We start from the raw sequence: 18,955 nt of genomic DNA, 5'->3' as shown, positions 1-18,955 counted from the left end.
ACTCACTAGCGCTATTGGAATATGAAAAGCACAGAACGCGCTTATTCAAACTCTCGCTGGTATCTTGGCAGCATGGATTCATTACCAAGTAATCCACCTTGATGGATGTAGATCAGTGTCTTGTCTTTATTTTCTGTCAACCACGGTTGTAAGCATTGCCACATGTATGGGTCGTACAGTAGATCGAATTCGAGGTTGGTCTGATCGTAGAGCGCGTTCCACGTTTCGTAATCGCTTTGATACAAACGTCCGAAATGGTGCTTGTCGCGCACCGAGAGAATTGTTGGGTGGTTTTCACTTTCGAGTGTGTTGAATTGCTCAGTCAGGTATTCAGCATTGCCGACACAAGCGCAGGTGATGACCTCGATTCCGTGTGGCTTTAAGTGCTTGCTCAAATACAGTGCGGTTGTTCCCGTTCCTGATGGCAAGGCCACTACAAACTGCTTTTTGCCTTCAAGGCGTGTCCAATCAAGCAGTTCTCGCGCCAGTTGTTTTACACCGGCTTCGGCAATCTTCGCTTTTCCGCCTTCAGGGACAACCAAGGTTGTATCGTCTAACCCACGCACTTGTTCAATGTATTCAGTGGGATGAAGAGGGGATTCGATCTCTTGCATTGCCGTGATGTTCATCCCTAAATCCAGCGCACCTCGGTAGTTGCCGATCGGGGAGTCCTTGAGCCAAGACGGGATATGCTGGACGTAGAACTCAAAGTTCCAGCCTTTGATTTGCGCCAGAGCGGCAAGGGAGTACATCGCATTGGATTGAGCAGAGCCGTAGCTGATGAGGGTTTTGATGTCGCTGTTCTGCGATTCCATCAACGCCATAAACTTACGTGCTTTGTTCCCAGAGAAGTGAGAATGCAGCATGTCATCACGCTTAAGGAAAAAGGTGTGACCGTTAAAGTTGTGCTGAGTTATCGGGCTTTCAGAGAGTTTCATGCGACTACTGACGTGTCCAACCACGCGACCTTGCCGTTAAAAAGGGCGCGTAGTGTAACGCCAATAAACCTAGATAAAAAGTCCGTGTTTCAATACAACCTTTTCGATTATTCCTGATGGTCACGGGGGGCTTAAAAGGTTTCATATCCAACAAGGTTTGCAGCTTAAATAAACCAGGCGGCATCACGACTCGCGTTTCTTCCTCAAGCCACGTAAACTACGCCGCTTATTTTCATTCAATCAGAAGGCTTGGTTTTGCAAACTCTAGAACAATTAAAAACAGGACAATTGGTAGGAATCAAACAACTGAAGTTGGCGCAAGGGCTAACTGAGTTTCCTATGGAAATTTTAGAGCTTGCAGAAACGCTTGAAGTGTTGGATTTATCCGGCAACGCACTGTCAGATTTACCTCCAGAATTGGAGCAACTGACCAAGCTGAAAATCATCTTTGCTTCAAACAATCAGTTCACCCATTTGCCAGAGGTTCTGGGCAAGCTGCCAAATCTTGAGATGGTTGGGTTCAAAACCAACAAGATTAAAGAGGTGAGCGAAGCCTCGCTGCCAAGCCAGTTGCGTTGGTTGATTCTGACGGATAATGAGATTGAAGTTCTCCCAAACAGCCTTGGTGAAAGACCGCGACTGAGAAAACTGGCGCTGGCAGGCAACTGCATCAAGCAACTGCCAAACAGCATGGAAAACTTGGTCAATCTGGAATTGATTCGTCTGTCTGCTAACCAGCTTGAGCACTTCCCTGATGTGTTGATGAAGCTGCCTAAGCTTGCGTGGTTTGCTTTCGCGGGTAACCCATTTTGCAAGCATCCTTCTTCGCTAGACAGCGTGCCTAAGGTTACAACTGGCAGTTACTCGCTTAACCACGTTCTCGGCCAAGGCGCGAGTGGGGTGATTTCTCATGCGAATTGGACTGACGCGCATTATGAGTTCCCGAGTGAAGTTGCGGTGAAAGTGTTTAAGGGTGAAGTGACCAGCGACGGTTTCCCGCATGATGAGCTTGAAGCGTGTTTGCAAGCAGGGCATCACAACAATTTAGTGAAATCCATCGCGCAGGTGGATGATGGTAATGAGCTTGCGTTGGTGATGGAGCTGATTCCAGACAGTTACTACAACTTAGGTTTGCCGCCAACACTGGAAACCTGCACACGAGACACCTTCCCACAAGGGTTTACCTTAACTGTCGAGCAAGTAAATGCGATTGTTGAACAGATGGTGGATGTGTTTAATCACTTGCATGACAATAAGGTGTGTCACGGTGATTTGTATGCGCACAATACTTTGGTGAATGAACAAGGTGAGATGATCTTCGGTGATTTTGGTGCGGCGAGTATTTACGGTTACCTATCCGAACAGCAGCAAGCGGCGATCAAAACCATTGAAGCCAGAGCGTTGACGTACTTTATCGAAGATGTGTGTTCTGTTTGTGAAGACTCGAAAGCAGCATTGGAAGTGATGAATCGCTTTGCGTCGCTCGCGGCGTAATAGTTCATTCAATCGAACAATCGAATAAGAAAGAGGTATCGGTTGCCCGCTTTGATGCTCAGCAAATTATTGGCGCTGAGCAAATAAGATACCTCTTAATTGAATCTAGTTCGAGGAAGTTACGCTGAGCAATCTTCTTGATGCTCTGACGCAAGGTTAATCACTGCCTCACATCCACCCTCTGGATGCGTACCAATCGTAAAATGCCAGCCATAACGTTGGCACAAATCATCGACAATCATTAGACCCAATCCGTGTCCCCCCGAGTGTGGAATGGTGGAGAAACCTTCACCTTCGTCACGCACCGAGATGGTGTGTTCATCCATACTGATATGAATGGCTCCCGATGTTGTCGCAGCGATGCCGTTGCGAATAAGGTTACCAAGAATAATGGTAAGTACCGCGTTGGTTGCTTTGGTCTTAGGTGTCCCGCTGACGTTCATTTGCAAGGCCAGTGATTTTTCGTCTGCTTGCGCTTGGCTTTGCGCAATGATCCTCGTGAGCTCTTCTTCAGAGATGGTTCTCACTGGTGAATCATCCGTATTGCGCTCGTAACGGACTAACCCTAGTAGCGCATCTACCATGGTCGACATTTGTTGTGTCGCGTCTTGAATTCGATTGACTTGGCGTGTCTGGAAGTCCGTATTCGCACTTCTGGCTAATAAGCTGCTTGAGCCTTTCATCACAGTCAGCGGCGTACGAAGCTCGTGGCTTGCGTATCGCGCAAAGGCTTGTTCGCGCTTGATCACTTGATTGATCTTGTGGCGATATTGGTTGAGTTCTTCGGCCAAGGCTTGGAACTCTTTGGCGGAGCCCTCAGGAACACTGAAGGTTTGAGAAGGGTCTCCTTGGTGTTGGTCTAACTGGTTTTTAAGCGCATTGACGGGTTCTATTAATCGTAGGGATAGACGCAGCAATAGGTTGCCAAATAAGAAAATCATAACGGCGACAATGGAAAGTACCGCAGCGACCACGAGAACGAACTCTTCTGAGGTGATCTCGATTTCATCAATGAGGGAAATCAGAATGATCGGGTGCTCAACACCTTTGTTGGTGTAAGAGCTCATGTAGATCATGCGTGAATCTGGCTCGTCGCCTATTTCATCAAGAAAGTGTTTTTTACCGATCAGATATTTGCGAAATTCTTCTGGGACTAAGTTGATGTCGTTGTATGCGGTTGTCAGCAAATCAAGCTTGATAGTGCCTTGGTCGGGATGAGATTGAAAATGTACGATGGCTTCTTTTTTGTCGACCATAATACGACGTTCACCCACGCGATCTTCCGACCAAAGCAGTGCGCCAGTGATCAGTAAAAAGCAGAACAGGCCAATAACAACAGAGACAAACGAGAAGAACAGCGCTAAACGCCCAGTCATACTCTGGGTGCTTTGAGTGCTGTTTAACAATCGGAGGATCATGCTCCGGTCTCCAAGCGGAAACCGACTTTAGGCACCGTGATGAGAACATGTTTTTCAAAGGGTTTATCGAGTTGGTTACGCAGTTGGTAAATATGGCTGCGCAGTACATCGTTGTTGGGCTCGTTCTCTTGCCACAGCTGAAAGGCGATCTCTTCACGTGTTACTACGTCTGGCGCGTTCTTGACCAGCATTTCTAGAATGGTATAGGTGGTCGGGTTGAGCGCTAAGAGCTTATCTTGACGGTAGGCTTTACGTGTTTTTTGGTCGATAGAGACTTCACCGTACTCCAATTTACTCGAAGCCACGGTGCCACGGTAACGGCGGATCAGCGCCATCATGCGCGCTTCGAGAATATCCAAGTCGAAAGGTTTTGTTAGGTAGTCATCGGCACCGTGCTGAAAGCCTTTAAGCATATCGTCGCGGCTATCAAGCGCGGTCAGCATCAGCACTGGTGTATTGTTGCCCGCATCGCGAAGTTTATTGCACATGGTTAAGCCATCCATGCGTGGCAGCATTAGGTCGAGCAAAATGATGTCGAAGGTGTTTTCCATCGCCAGCTTCAAGCCCAGCTCGCCGTTGTCCGCGTAATCGAGTTCCATACCTGCACACTCAAAATAATCGAACAGCATGCCTGCAATTTCTCGATTATCTTCGACCAAAAGTACGCGTTTCATGTATTTCTCTCCAATCAGGCGGGTTTTCGAAATTAAGGGCATTTCCTTAACCGAACATTATTCACTAAGGGTGTGAAAAAGATGTCAACAACAACTATTTCACGCCGCTATTAATAGACTGCATCCATTCATCGGATACAGTGGAAGAGTAGCATGTCAACCTTCAACATTCACGCTGCAACCTTTTCGAAGGTGAGCCAACACTCTGAGCCTAAAACAGTTTTGTCTGTGGTGGTGCCATTCCTTAACGAGCAAGAAGTCTTGCCGGAATTTCATCGTCGTTTGATCGCGGTTCTGGACACGATGCCAGAACGTTGCGAAATCGTGTACGTCGATGATGGCAGCAAAGACGACAGCCTAATGATCGCGCAAAACTTTTCTCAATCTTCTAGCGACGTTCGTTGTATTGCATTAAGCCGTAACTTTGGCAAAGAGTCTGCCATGAGTGCAGGTTTGGAACATTGCCAAGGCGAAGCGGTGATCGTGATTGATGCTGACTTGCAAGATCCTCCAGAGTTGATTCCGAAGATGGTCTCTAAATGGCGTGAAGGGTATGACGTAGTCAACATGCAGCGCAGCGAACGCCATGGTGAGACGTGGTTCAAGCGTTTCTCGGCCGCCTGCTTTTACAAAGTGCTCAACAGCATGGCTAAGCTTGATGTGCCAGAGAATGTGGGCGATTTTCGTCTACTAAGCGCAAAGGTGGTTAAGCACATCAATGCGCTTCCAGAACGCAATCGGTACATGAAGGGCATTTTCTCGTGGCCGGGCTTTAAACAGGTGACGGTACCGTTTGAGCGTGATGCTCGTTTCTGCGGCGAAACCAAGTGGAACTACCTTAAGTTGATTGGCCTAGCAATGGACGGCATTACGTCGTTCTCGATTCGTCCTTTGCGTTTAGCGACGTTAGCGGGGGCGTTAGTGGCGTTCAGTGCCTTTCTTTATGGCGCATTCATCGTGATGAAAACCGTGGTGTTTGGGGAACCTGTGACGGGTTACCCATCCATGATGGTGGTTCAACTCGCATTGGGAGGAGTTCAACTGCTGTCGATTGGCCTTTTGGGCGAATACATCGGGCGTATTTTTGTCGAGACCAAGCAGCGTCCTCTTTATCTTATCCAGTCTGTTTACGAGCAGTCTGCGAAACATCAATCCATCCAAACCATGAAGTTTAAACTAGGAGAAACTGCGTAATCATGAGTATTAATAAAACCCATCTGTGGTTGTTGTTAGCGTTTGCGCTTTTACTCCGTCTTATTTCACTTGCGACTTACCCTTTGATGGATACCACAGAAGCCCGCTACGGCGAAATGGCACGCTTGATGGTGGAAACGGGTAATTGGCTCACCCCTCAGTTTGATTACGGTGTCCCTTTTTGGGGTAAGCCGCCGCTGTTCACTTGGATGAGTGCTTATGGCATAGAACTGTTTGGATTGAATGAATTCGCGGTGCGTGCACCACACTGGTTGGCTGGTGTCTCGACAATCTTCTTTGTTGCTTTTATGGCTTATCGAGCGGGTACTAGCGCGTTGATCGCAGCGCTAGTATTGGCGACGTGTGGCATTTTCTCTATTGCTGCGGGCGCGGTGATGACAGACATGGCGCTGACGTTGGCAATGACGATGGCGATGGTCGGGTTCTACTACTGCTGGCTTGGTAAAGATAAACACAGCCGCCTGTGGGGATATGTTGGTTTCTTTGGTCTGGCTTGTGGCTTGCTCGCAAAAGGACCAGTAGCCATTGTTATCATGGGGATTGCAGTGTTCCCGTGGTTGGTGATTCAGCATGGCTTTTTTGGGGCGTTTAAAGCGTTGTGGCAGCGTTTTCCTATTGTGTCAGGTTTGGCGTTGATGTTCGCGATTGCTCTTCCTTGGTACATCATGGCAGAGATGGCGACACCGGGATTTATTGATTACTTCATTGTTGGCGAACACTTTAAGCGTTTTGTCGTGAGTGGCTGGCAAGGGGATTTGTACGGTTCCGCACACGATCAACCTCGTGGGATGATCTGGGTATTTTGGCTGCAATCGGCAGCGCCTTGGTCAATCGTATTGCCTATCTTGGCGTGGAAGCGTCGTAAGGTGCTCAAAGCCATTGAAACTGATCATCAAGGTCTATTTAGCTTCCTGATCTGTTGGCTGATTTCACCAATGATTCTGTTCACGATGGCTGGGAATATTTTGCCTGCTTACGTTCTACCGGGCATTCCAGCTCTGGGCATTTTGGTTGCGATGCTGGTGGATAAAAACGACTTTAAGTGGGTAACCGGGACTGCTGCGGTGCTACCGGTACTGCTTATGATTGCAATGTTGGTATTAAACATGGGCAAAGCCGACAGCCGCAGTGACCGTATTATCTTTGAGCAAATTGATGACAGTGCACCTGTATTCTACATTGGTAAACGACCGTTCTCTGGCCAGTTTTACAGCCATGGCCAGGCTAAAAAGCTGGAAGATGCCAATGACTTAAATAACCTGAAGAAATTCCACCTGATTGGTAAATCGCAACAAGTGGATGTGGTTATTCACGATAACGCTTTGAGCTGTACTAACGACTTCACAGCCAAATCGAAACGTTCACTCTATACCTGTGTGATGGGGTAACGGAGTGGGCAAATTACTAAAATTTGCTTCGTTAACAAGGCTTTCTTCGTTAGAAAGATTTGCTCTGGTTGGTGGTATCGGCTTTGTGGTCGATACCCTCATCTTTTCCTTGTTATTCCATGTGGCTGGCTTGGAGTTGATGGCGGCTCGCAGCATCGCTTTTTTGTTTGCAGCAACCACGACTTGGCTAGGCAATCGCAGGCTTACTTTCTCTCAAGCAGACAAACATAACCCGTTCTATCAGTGGCTGAAATTTATGGCGAGTGCTTGCATTAGTGCGGTGCCTAACTTTGCCGCTTTTAAAGGTTGGACGCTTATGTTCGGAACACAAGGCTATATGGTGCTCCTCGCTCTGGGCCTGGGAATATTGTTCGGCATGATGAGTAATTACTTACTCAGCTCAAAGTGGGTCTTTAGCCAACAATGAGCCTTACTTTCATTTCAGGGAGTAAATAACTGCAATAAAAACAGGGATATGAAGAAAATTAACTGTGACTCGAGTCACGGTTTGAGTAATCTAATACTCAGTAAAAAAGAGCAAAAATACATGAATACTTTCGTATAAAATGCATTTTATTATTTGAGTTTATATTCTATAAATACAATAACTTAGACAGATTATTGGAAGGCTTTATTTATTGTAGGGCTCATACGTTAAAAATATAAAACTGACCACATACGTTACGCTGTTAATAAGTTTGATCTTTTTATTCTCTTTCTGTTCATAGCTTGACGTCTTCTGTTCACCTCTGTTGTTTAAAATCCATGAAATTTCTAAAAATAATGCCAATCTATCATCAGTTACAGAGGTGACTATGTTTAACAGTATACGTACTCGAATCGCAGTCAGTGCGGGCGGTGCAATGGCGTTCACTTTATTGATTGCAATGGGTATGACTACCGATGCATTTACTGACGTGAACAAGCAAGTGAACGAGAAAGTAAAAGCGCAATTAACGGATGCGACCAGTACCGATCTGCAAAACACCGCGATTCAGCAAGGTCTGAATATTGCGAACCAGCTTGATCCTGTACTTGCAAACTTGAAGCAAGTACGTTCGATCATCGAGTTGAGCTCAGAAACTAACGCAAGTGCAGACCTTATTGTTAAACAGTTTACTGCCGCGCTAGAAGCACAAAACAAAGCGGTATTTGCAGGCTACATGGTTTGGCAAGACAAAACTTGGCCGCAGCAAGTGACGCTTAATCCTGAAGACGGTTTTAACAGCCAAGGTTACCTTGCGCCTTTCTTCTCGCCAAATGATCAAAACAGTTTTGATGCAGTGGCGATGGAAAGCTTTAGCAATACAGAGCTAAACAGCAGTGGCGAACGCAAAGACGATTGGCACTTAATGCCTTACGAAACGGGCAAAACCTTCGTCATGGAGCCGTACTTTTATCCTGTACGAGGCAAGCAAGAGCTGATTACAACCATCAGCCAACCGATCAAACAAGATGGCAAGATCATCGGTTCGCTTGGTTTTGATTTGTCTCTGTATGAACTACAAAGCCAGAGTGAACAATCGGCGCGTAACTTGTTTGATGGCAAGGGCAAAATTCTTATCACCTCTTGGAAAGGTATTACCTTGGCAAACAGCCGAGATGGTGCAATGGTGGGTAAGAAAGTTTCTTCAGAGCTGGCTGCCGAGTGGTCGAACATTCAGTCGGTTGCGAAGCGCGATGGTGCTGGCCTTGTCGCTTTTGATGGTGATGAGTATGCGATCACTGCTATCGATACCAGTGATGCGCCATGGGTAGTCATGGTGTCGGTTCCCAGTAGTCACCTCACAAAAAGCGTCGACGAGTACCAGCAATGGAGTGATGGGCAGAGTTCGGAAGCGCTTGAAAAAGGTGTGTGGGCGGGGATCTTCGCTGCTATTTTAGGCATTGCCGCGATGGCATTCATTGCGAACTCGCTTGGCAAAGTGTTGAACAACTTGGTTGAACGTTTTAAAGACGCGGCGCAAGGCGAGGGCGATCTGACTTACCGTATTGAAGTGAAGGGTAAAGATGAAACCGCGCAACTGGCACATTGGTTCAATACCTTCTTGTCGCGTATGCAAGAGATGCTATTGACCGTAATGGCAACCGCAGATCAAGTGGATAAGAACGCAACAGAAGGCCAAACACGTGCTGCGGCTTCTCGTGACCAATTGAATGCTCAGGTTAATGAAGTGAACTCGTTAGCAACGGCGATCAATGAAATGAGTGCAACCGCACAGGAAGTTGCGAACTCTGCGGTTCAAGCAGCCGCTGCGGCAAGCCAAGTACAAAGCAATAGCCTAAACGGCATGACGCGTATGGATAACGCTGCGAGTGCGGTGGATAGCTTGGCAATGCAAGTCAACGATGCGCAGCAACAAACGCAGAATCTGGTGGATTCCAGCACGGCAATTCAGGGCATTTTGAGTGAAATTGGCGGTATTGCTGAGCAAACTAACTTACTGGCGCTTAATGCGGCGATTGAAGCTGCACGTGCAGGTGAGGCTGGCCGAGGTTTCGCGGTGGTTGCCGATGAGGTTCGTAACCTTGCAAACCGCACACAAGGATCGACGGAAGAGATCCGCGCAATGCTGGCTCGACTAGAGCAAGAAACGCAATCGATCGTTGTACTGATGGAGCAAAGCCAAAAACAAGCGACCGATACTAAGGGCGAGACGCAAGCGGCACATCTAGCGCTGTCTGAAATCAACCAAGCGATTGAAGTCATCAACGACATGAACAACCAAATCGCTTCGGCAGCAGAAGAGCAGAGTTCTGTATCGGAAGAGATCAACCGTAATGTGGTGATCATCAACGATACCGCAGTAGAGGTGATGGACACCATGACGTCGTCAGTAGAGATCAGTAACGAACTCACCGTAAAAGCGAGCGATCTTCACGGTGAGCTGAGTAAGTTTAAGCTGTCTTAACCCGCTACTACTGCTCTCATCCAATCAGGCCGAGTGCAATGTGCACTCGGCCATTTTGTTTTCGTTATGTCGATGCTATTCGTCATAAAGAAAGCAAATTACTTTGATTATGGTTAGCTCTGCAGAGCTTACTAACATCGGAGGAGATTCAATAATAAGAATTCTCGTTCGATTTTCCCTATCTGATCACTCCAAATCGCGAGTTATTCTCTCCCAAACAGGGCTGTTTTCGTCAAGAAAGTACGTATGTCCTGTTGGAAAATCAAACTGCTGATTGAAACCTGAGCAGTCTATTATCTCAAGGCCTGACACGGGTGTTTTAGGGCCGTACATACCTAAGCGGTGAGTGAAAAACCGTTCATCAAAGTTCATGATCATACTAGCTGGCATCGCATAGTCGTCGCTGGCGTAGAAGCAGACGACATTCTTCGCGCTCTGCATAAGAGAACGCCCTTTTTTTCCGTCTTCTAGCATATCGTTGGCGATGTCTGGTGCCATCAAAAAGATATTCTCAAAGAGCCTTGGGAGTTCGCTCGTGCTGAGAGCCTTATTAAGATTGTGAAGGCAATTTAATAGGACTGTATTTCCCATTGAGTGGGCGATTACGGAGATCTTTAGTTCACTTTGACTGTTGGCTTTTATACCGTCCAGCATAGCCATTAACTCATCTGAAAGCATCAGCCCAGAAAGGCGCGCTGTTTTTCTATCATCCCAATAATCTTTGACAAGCCCGAGATCATTATCGCATGGCCAGATAATAGGGATAACTAGACTTCGACTATGGAACTTGTCCAGAATCGACTGCATCTTTCTCACTTGCGGAATGATGTCTTCTTCTGGTTGATTATTAAACCCATGGATATAGATGAACAGGTGGGTGGGTTTCATCTCCAACAACTCGCTTAGCCAGGAGTTGCGGCCGATGTCATAGAGTTTATTTCCTCGGTACAGACAATAATGATAGTAGTCATTTAAGCTGTTCGTAGGTGAGAAATTATGAGTTACAGGATCAAACTGACGATTAGTTATAATTAGCATAAACCATTCTTAATGTTTAATTATTTTATATTATTTAAAAATTGCCTATAAAAAATAGAAGTGAAGATGATTAATTCTTAATCCTACACTTTTGTTGGTTTTTGTTAAGTTTTATGTAATTAATATTCCATTGATTTGTTATCAACTTGTTTTATACTTTGTCGTGATTTATAAATCAAGAGCAAGCCCGCTAAAAGAAAAACACCAAAGTAATATTAGAAACGATGCAATTTACAAAAGATTATAAAGAAATAACCATAAAAGTAATTGATGATATTTATAACGATGAGACGGATATTTATTCTAAGATATCTCGCTTATCTCAAGCGCTAGAACTAATTAACGAAGGGATAAGAGAAGAAAAGGTTCTTGTTCTAAAAGATGAATATTACGCTAGAAGAGATCTTATCATTAGTATAATTGATGAGTTAAACTCGATTAAATATATTAAGAATATGGTCGGAAGTATATTTTCCGTGGTGAATGATAGGTATGATAACAACACTAAATCCAGAAACTTAGCCGTTAAATCGACTCTATCAAGAGCTATGGTTTATATTAATCACCTTCAGGAATGCTTCGATCAAGATAGTGGTATTTTGTATGGTGAAAAGATAACTCATTATGTTAATAGGCTGACTTCAGAAAAGGTTAATGTTATTTCAAGATTGGAAAATGCATTGTTTCATGTTTTCATGAAATCAGAAAAACAAATAATAATAGATATTTTGCATGGGAAGGTCATTAAAGAAGAGGTAACTATTGGTGACAGTTGGTCTAGTCAGTTAGACTCAAAAGAAATAAAGAAAAAAAGTGAGAAGATTGTTCAAAGGATTTTAGGGCGAAACTTAACTGAAAGCCTAAAAGAAAGTGACATTAAGCAAGTTCTCATTGACACTCAGAGTGAAATTGAAATTTATCAAAAATGTTCGCGAGGGGTCGAGCGAGACATTTATGACAAGGCTCATGCTGTAATATTTCAGATGAACAGCGATATAAATGCCCCGGTGACTGGAACCGATAGCGAGATAGAAAAGGTTCTGATTACCAATAATGTGCCTTTAAAAGTGCTCATTGACAGTGAATATGAAGAAAATTCACCTTTAAAATATAGAGTTGTTAATACTAAGGCTATCATCACTGGAGAAGAAGGTGATTTTGGTAGTGTGAATGTCTATGAGTCATCAAAAAATATCGATGTTTTAAATGAAGTTTCAACTTTATTGAAAGTAATATCTTTGGTTACTGATTTAGGCTCAAATACAACGGATTCCAAGCTTAAAATTGAATCACTAAAACCAAGGGAGCACTTTGACGCGGATAAATCTTATTATGAACAATTTTTATTATATAAAACGAGTCAGGTGCATGAAGATACGAGTAAATTAATTGAAAATCTAAGTCTATCGTCAACTCTCCTAAAAGATACTGTTAAAGTGATTGCGTCACTGGATCTTATACTCCCATTCTATAGTGAGGAAGCCATAAGTAACATCCTAGATGATTATATAGAAAGCAAAGCTGAAAAAATGGCAGATGTCTTTCAATTAGTGAATGAAAAGTTTCCGAATGCAGATGAAAGCATTAAGGCTTTCCTGGCTCTTTTTGTTCATTCTTTTATGTCATCACCAACAGCCGAAGCGATTTCTCTCGCTATAAAGCCCGCTATATTCATGCTGCAAACACATTTAGGTGCAAGTGGACGATTGGTATTAGCACAAGACAGTAAAGGTCAATATGTTTTAGTTAGTACTTTGAACTTTCAGCATCAGGTTATGTATTTAAATCGTGAAAAGCATATGCAAGCTATTCAAGACTTCATATCACTATTACCTCGAAGCGATGAAAACTGGAAAAGCGTTAATTATGACCAATTTAAGCAACTACTTGATGTATTTGATATTTCTACTTCATTCCTTAAATCGATAAAAGATCCTGAACCTTTTCTACTTAGGAATCATAGGTTCAGTAACTATGCATGGGATGCGATACAGGAATCTACCATGCTTAAGTTCAACCTTATTGCCCATGCTTTTAAAAAGCAGGGGATACCGGTTGTCGATTTCCAAGAAGAATATGTTCTCAATAATCTGGTAGAAAAAGAGTTTGGTCTTTCCCTGAAGGATAAAGCTATTGAGATGAAAGAGTTGTATTACTCTCAGAGTTTGGTCGAAATATCTTTGAGCGAGAAGCTGCCATTCTTTCAATTCGCAGGTAAGGTTATTAACGATCCGGGCTACGAGTTTAATGTGTCTGATGCAGAATCGATTCTGATAGACGCGATCGCACTTGTTTATGATTTCATTCCGGTTTTTGCACCTTTGGCTCGGGCGATAAACGTAAAAATTTCGAGTTTGATTTCATCTTCAGTTATCAAAAATATCAGATTAGTAAGAGTTTCTAAGAATGCGTTCTTGAGAGCGGTGGCCGAGGACATATCAGATAATTTGTTGCGAAGATCAAAGGTGATACCCAATAACCGCATCAATGAGATAAAAACGAGGCTCAAAGAGATTCACTCTTATCAAGTGATGAAAGAAACAAGAGAGCGATTACAGAAGATACAAACGCTGGGTTTGAGCGGGGGAGCGGGTAGCGCCACCGTCAATAAGGCATTTGGCTTAGGAACCGACAGCGTTATTCTCGAGACGGTTGACTGGTGTTACAACGGGAAAGGGCCCGTAGGCAAGCGTATCCTAGATGATTCTATCCCACTGCCAGCGCAGCCAGAGGTGTTCCCATCTATTATTGATGAGAAGATCGCGATAGTAAGACAAGCTGATGAACCTGTGAGTATTACCGGTTGGAGGGCGCCCAAAACCGGTAGGATTCATATTTTAGATGGTCAGCATCGATTTATTGCCGCCTCAAAGTTAGGCATCCCTGTTGAGGTCAAGTTAAAGAAGTTCGGCACGGTACCTACTCAGGTAGATTGGGGAAATACGAATTATAGTAACGGAACTCCTGCAAAGTATAAGTTAAAGCCTTCTCACAAGCCTGTGTTTACCAAGCGAACAGCAGTCTCTGCTGCGGGAGAAAAAAAGGCAATTCAAAATATAAATATTCACGCAAATGAAAGTTTGGGTTCGATTGGCAGACCAAATAAGAATTACTCGACTGGTGCTCAGCTGGTAAATTTTGCGGAGAACTTGAAAGCGCAAAATGTGTCGGCTTTGATTTCTCTAGACTCAGGTATGTCATCAGGCGAAATCGTTGCTCTGAAAAAGCAGTTATCAGCAAAAGGTATCGATTACATTTCGAACCGGACTACGTACATAAAAGACTTTTTCTCTGTTCAAGCAAACACACAGCCAACGAGTATACAAATCAATAATATCGTTACTCGCATTGTAGATTTGATCGATGAAAACAATGGAATTGTGTTGGTCCACTGTGCACTAGGAGATGGTCGTTCCGGTATGGTCAAAGCGGCAGTGTTAATGAAGAAGATGTGGATGAAAAACAAACCAGATTCAATTGAAGATCTGGACACCTCTGGCGTTGCGATCCAACCCTCTATCTTGAAAGAGCGCGAGGTTCTATCCTACCCAGCAGTGAAGGAAAATATCGACTTCATCAGAGAGAGCCACCCGAAAGCTGTAGAACGTGCCGATGATATTCAAGTGTTGAATCAATATTGGGAGATGCTTAACAGCGAACAGTTTTAAATATGAGACTTAGGCACTCAGTTGTGCCTAAGTCGCTACTCGCAATAGCTTTCTGTCTCGAACTAAACGTTGAATGAACCGAGTCATGTAGCCTCATTCCCATTTGATTGCTTTCAGGCCATTTGATTGCTTCAGGCCATTTGATTGAAACGGGGATCGATTGGTGTTCTGCTATGTCATCAAAGTGACTACAGGTCGGTGTATCATTCGGTCGTCGATTTTTGAATTAAATTGTGCAGATAAAAAGTGGCTTGAAAGTAATTCGTGCATGCTAAGGTCTTTGTAGTCTGATAAGAATCAACATCAAGAGAGTTGTAATGATAGAGATTGAGCCAATCACTCCGCATATCGGTGCGCGTATTCATGGCATAGATTTGGCCAACTGCAATGCAGAAGATCTGGAAGCAATTTATCAAGCCCTAATCGAGCATCAAGTTATCTTTTTTGATGGTCAAGCTATGTCGCCTGAGCAGCAGTTAGAACTTGCTCAGTACTTTGGGGAATTGGAGCCTGCTCATCCCTTCTTTCCCAACGTCGCGTCCTCGCCTCAAGTCAGTATTATTGAAACCACCAAAGGCAATGCGCCACTCGAGAGTTACTGGCATACCGATTTAACGTGGAGAGAGCAGCCTTCTAAAGGGGCTATTCTGCATGCTCAATACGTCCCGAAGACTGGCGGAGACACGATTTGGGTTTCTATGACTGCCGTTTTTGATGCGCTCGACGATGCGATGAAAACGAAGTTAAGACAGTTGTCTGCAACCCATTCTCTCACCGCCTTTGAAGAGGTTGCTGAGGAAGATATTGAGCTTGATTGGCATCATCGACTGCTTGAAGTTTCTCATCAACATCCACCCGTTGTGCACCCAGTGATAAAAATGCACCCGGAAACAGGCAAGGAAACCCTATTTATTAATGAGCAGTTTACTCGCCATATCAATGAAGTGGGGCATACGGAAGGTAAGCAGCTGTTAAACGAATTGTTTACGATCGCTCGCCAGCCTGAATACCAAGTTCGGTTTAAGTGGCAACCAGGCTCTGTAGCGATTTGGGATAATCGTTGCACTCAACATTATGCGGTCATCGATTATGGGGACCAACCAAGGAAGATGCATCGCGTCACCTTTGTTTAATTCAACACATTTCTAATCAACGCTTAATGTACTTCAAGTCGGGTTTCCACTTGCTCGGCTTTTTCTTCTCAATTTCTTCTATTTCAACTTTTTCCTTAATCACTGCGTCTTTTCCAATCTTATTTCGTCTTATAGGCATGGAATGGAATTTAAGTCGCTGGTGATGGTGATGGTGATGTTTTATTCATCTAATGCCTTTTTGAGAGAGCTGTAATTGACGTCGATTTTATAAATCAAGTTGCGCTTCAAATCGATGATTACCGTACGCAGTTTTTGCTGGGTTTTGGAACTTGTTCTAGATCATTAAAGTGTTCAAAAATGCAATCTTTGGTTTTAAATATTTAAACTTTGATGAGGTTTAAGAAATTAAACCTAATTCATATGTTTTTGGTGATCGTGCTCAACTATTGTGCGTGATTTCGATCAATTCTTGGATTTTTGGCGGTGTTTTAAGCGCATTTTTTAGGTTTACAGAAGTTTACTCTGTATTGCTCAACTAACTCGAAAGGAGTACTTTTCAGTCATTGAGTTCAAAAATGTAAACCAAAATGATGAGTGTAAAGCAAGTTCGATTCACCGACGAAGACAGAGAATGTTTAAGCAACTACTTTCGTTTAGCAGACACGATTGCCGATTTGATCGGACCGTACTGTGAAGTGGTTATTCATTCATTTGAAAGCTTAGAAAATTCAGTCGTGAAGATCGTGAATGGCCACCACACTGGTCGCGAAATTGGCTCACCTATCACCGATTTGGGTCTACGTATGTGGAGCACATTCGAGAAAACGGGCGAGGTCTCTCCGAAGAGTTATTTCACTAATGCAGCCGATGGCTCGCTACTGAAATCGACCACGTGTATTTTGGCTGGTCCAGAGCAAAAGCCGATTGGCATGCTGTGCATCAACATGAACTTATCTTTCCCATTCCCTGAAATCGTTAAAACACTGATGCCGCAATGCAATGTATCGCAAACCCTAGTCAGCGAAACGTTCAGCAACAACGCCAATGATGTTATCAAGCAAGCGTTGAGTGCAGCGACAAAAGAAGTGGATCAAGACGAGACGATTTCAGCAAAAGGTCGTAACAAAGCCATCATTCGCTGCCTGTTTGATAACGGCGTATTCGAGCTTAAAGAGACGACAACACAAGTATCAGAGCAACTTGGGATCAGCCGTCAGGCGGTTTACAAGTTTATCCGTGAATTTAAATCAGAATAAAATTAATAACTTAGGAGTTACATTGTGAAACAGATCATTGCCACGCAGCAAGCACCAGCAGCTATCGGTCCTTACTCTCAAGGTACGGCTTACGGCGACATGGTTTACACATCAGGCCAACTACCACTGGTTCCAGAAACCATGCAGTTTGTTGAAGGCGGCATCAAAGAGCAAGCTCGTCAGTCTCTAGAGAACTTAAAAGCGGTTCTAGAAGCAAGCGGTGCGGGCCTAGACACAGTATTGAAGACAACATGCTTCCTATCAGATATGGAAAACTTCGCCGCATTTAACGAAGTGTACACAGAGGTATTTGGTACAGAAAACGCACCAGCTCGCTCTTGTGTTGAAGCAGCAAGACTACCAAAAGACGCATTGGTTGAAGTTGAAGCCATTGCATACAAAAAATAACCGATTTTCGGACATAAATGGGTATCAATAGGAGATTCTCATGAGCGTTTCATTTATTGGATTGAGCATCCTGTTCTTTGGGTTCTACGCATTACTTGCGAACTTCAAAAAACAAAAGAAAAGCTTTAACTTCCGCGTACTGAGTGCGCTTGCTGCTGGCCTGTTATTCGGCGGTGCGATTCAGCTCGTATTTGGTGTAGGCAACGTTGCAACGGCTGGTTTTGCTGAACTGATTTCTGTGTTCGGTAAAGGCTACATCAAGCTTCTACAAATGATCGTAATCCCGCTAGTATTTGTAGCGATGATCTCTTCGATCATGAACGTAGAAGGTGGTGGTGCACTTTCGCGTATCGCACCAAAGATCATCGGTATTCTACTTTTCACTTGTGCTATCTCTGCGGCAGTGGGCATCGCAAGTATTTACCTATTCGGTATCGATGCAAACGCACTAGTGAGCACAATTGGTACCAACGGTGCGATTGAAGCTCGTGGTGATGCACTAGTAGCGACGCAAGATGCAATGGCGAGCAGCGGTCTGTCAGGTATGGCACTGTCTATCATCCCAACCAACATCTTTGACATGCTAACGGGCTCTGAGCGTACATCGACACTATCGACAGTGTTGTTCGGTATGTTCCTTGGCTACTGTATCCTGCAAGTGAAAAACCGTAAGCCAGAGAAAGTGCAAAACTTCGTTGATTTCATCAACTCTGCAAAAGAAGTAGTTCTTTCAATGGTACGTGAGATTCTGAAGCTGACGCCTTACGGTGTATTTGCTCTGATGACTACGTTCATGATGACAAACGATTTGTTCGCACTAGCAGAAATGGGTCGCTTCCTACTAGCAAGCTACGTGGCAATCGGTGTAATGTTCGCTATCCACTTCGTGATGGTGTCTATGTTCGGTCTGTCTCCTGCGAAGTTCATGAAGAAAATCTGGCCAGTGCTAGTATTCGGCTTCGGTTCTCGCTCAAGCATGGCGGCAATCCCACTAAACGTTGAAACTCAAACTCAACGTCTAGGTGTGGACGAAGAAACAGCAAACATGTCAGCAACATTCGGTACCAGTATCGGTCAGAACGGTTGTGCGGGTATCTACCCAGCAATGCTAGCTATCATGGCGGCTCAAGTAATGGGTATGCCAGTTGACCTAGGCTTCATCGTACAACTGATTGCTGTAATCGCGATTGCATCATTCGGTATCGCAGGTGTTGGTGGCGGTGCAACGTTCGCAGCAGTAGCAGTACTGACTATCATGGGTCTAGACATTACGGTTGTGGCGATTCTGGTTTCTATCGAAGCACTTATCGACATGGCTCGTACCGCGCTTAACATCTCTGGCTCAATGTTGTCAGGTGTACTAACCGCGAAGAAGAATGGCTCACTAAACACTGAGCAATACAATGCTGATGTGGCTGCAACAGTAACAAAAGAAGCAGCAGTGTAATTTCC

General features: G+C 44.4%; 14 protein-coding genes. 10 read left to right on the top strand and 4 right to left on the bottom strand.

Translation table 11 applies throughout. The annotated features are described in order from the left end of the window. Window positions 1-41: 41 nt before the first annotated feature. On the bottom strand, window positions 42-938 hold the full coding sequence (locus KIO97_RS02600) for a 1-aminocyclopropane-1-carboxylate deaminase/D-cysteine desulfhydrase (protein WP_285380862.1): 897 nt from the start codon (window positions 936-938) through the stop codon (window positions 42-44). 255 nt (window positions 939-1,193) lie between these two features. Between KIO97_RS02600 and KIO97_RS02595 the strand changes: the two genes are divergently transcribed. Next, on the top strand, window positions 1,194-2,432 hold the full coding sequence (locus KIO97_RS02595) for a leucine-rich repeat-containing protein kinase family protein (RefSeq protein ID WP_285380861.1): 1,239 nt from the start codon (window positions 1,194-1,196) through the stop codon (window positions 2,430-2,432). Window positions 2,433-2,551: 119 nt separating this feature from the next. Here KIO97_RS02595 and KIO97_RS02590 read toward each other — a convergent pair whose 3' ends face one another. Then, window positions 2,552-3,850: a HAMP domain-containing sensor histidine kinase gene (locus KIO97_RS02590; protein WP_285380859.1), complete on the bottom strand. Its 1,299-nt coding sequence runs from the start codon at window positions 3,848-3,850 to the stop codon at window positions 2,552-2,554. Then, a complete protein-coding gene (locus tag KIO97_RS02585) occupies window positions 3,847-4,524 on the bottom strand; it encodes a response regulator transcription factor (RefSeq protein ID WP_038889938.1) in 678 nt (225 codons plus the stop codon). Before KIO97_RS02585 ends, KIO97_RS02590 begins: the two co-directional genes overlap by 4 nt. Before the next feature lie 153 nt (window positions 4,525-4,677). Between KIO97_RS02585 and KIO97_RS02580 the strand changes: the two genes are divergently transcribed. The 4 genes from KIO97_RS02580 (at window position 4,678) to KIO97_RS02565 (ending at window position 10,039) form a co-directional block, all read left to right on the top strand. Then, entirely contained in the window at window positions 4,678-5,718 is a 1,041-nt protein-coding gene (locus tag KIO97_RS02580) for a glycosyltransferase family 2 protein (protein ID WP_285380857.1), read from the top strand. 2 nt (window positions 5,719-5,720) lie between these two features. Further along, on the top strand, window positions 5,721-7,127 hold the full coding sequence (locus KIO97_RS02575) for a glycosyltransferase family 39 protein (protein WP_050904598.1): 1,407 nt from the start codon (window positions 5,721-5,723) through the stop codon (window positions 7,125-7,127). Window positions 7,128-7,131: 4 nt separating this feature from the next. Next, window positions 7,132-7,554, top strand: coding sequence for a GtrA family protein (locus KIO97_RS02570; RefSeq protein ID WP_285380854.1), 423 nt, complete (start codon window positions 7,132-7,134; stop codon window positions 7,552-7,554). 388 nt (window positions 7,555-7,942) lie between these two features. Next, on the top strand, window positions 7,943-10,039 hold the full coding sequence (locus KIO97_RS02565; RefSeq protein WP_005431176.1) for a methyl-accepting chemotaxis protein: 2,097 nt from the start codon (window positions 7,943-7,945) through the stop codon (window positions 10,037-10,039). A gap of 186 nt (window positions 10,040-10,225) precedes the next feature. Here KIO97_RS02565 and KIO97_RS02560 read toward each other — a convergent pair whose 3' ends face one another. Next, complete coding sequence (locus KIO97_RS02560; RefSeq protein WP_050906837.1) at window positions 10,226-11,077, bottom strand: alpha/beta hydrolase; 852 nt, start codon at window positions 11,075-11,077, stop codon at window positions 10,226-10,228. A gap of 224 nt (window positions 11,078-11,301) precedes the next feature. On the opposite strand from KIO97_RS02560, the gene KIO97_RS02555 reads away from it, so the two are divergent. The 5 genes from KIO97_RS02555 to KIO97_RS02535 all read left to right on the top strand — a co-directional run bounded on the left by KIO97_RS02555 (window position 11,302) and on the right by KIO97_RS02535 (window position 18,950). After that, a complete protein-coding gene (locus tag KIO97_RS02555; protein WP_285380851.1) occupies window positions 11,302-14,745 on the top strand; it encodes a hypothetical protein in 3,444 nt (1,147 codons plus the stop codon). Between the two features lie 317 nt (window positions 14,746-15,062). Next, complete coding sequence (locus KIO97_RS02550; protein ID WP_285380849.1) at window positions 15,063-15,878, top strand: TauD/TfdA family dioxygenase; 816 nt, start codon at window positions 15,063-15,065, stop codon at window positions 15,876-15,878. A gap of 548 nt (window positions 15,879-16,426) precedes the next feature. Next, window positions 16,427-17,095, top strand: a complete 669-nt coding sequence (locus KIO97_RS02545) for a transcriptional regulator (RefSeq protein WP_005431136.1) — start codon at window positions 16,427-16,429, stop codon at window positions 17,093-17,095. Between the two features lie 24 nt (window positions 17,096-17,119). Beyond that, window positions 17,120-17,503 (top strand): RidA family protein, encoded by a 384-nt coding sequence (locus KIO97_RS02540; protein WP_012128364.1) that lies wholly within the window; start codon window positions 17,120-17,122, stop codon window positions 17,501-17,503. Between the two features lie 40 nt (window positions 17,504-17,543). After that, entirely contained in the window at window positions 17,544-18,950 is a 1,407-nt protein-coding gene (locus KIO97_RS02535; RefSeq protein ID WP_012128363.1) for a cation:dicarboxylate symporter family transporter, read from the top strand. The last annotated feature ends 5 nt before the right edge of the window (window positions 18,951-18,955 follow it).

It is taken from the genome of Vibrio sp. B181a, assembly GCF_030248375.1.
Taxonomy (GTDB): Bacteria; Pseudomonadota; Gammaproteobacteria; order Enterobacterales; family Vibrionaceae; genus Vibrio; species Vibrio campbellii.
Note: the sequence above shows the minus strand (reverse complement) of the source record. Positions and strands in the feature narration are given on the sequence as shown.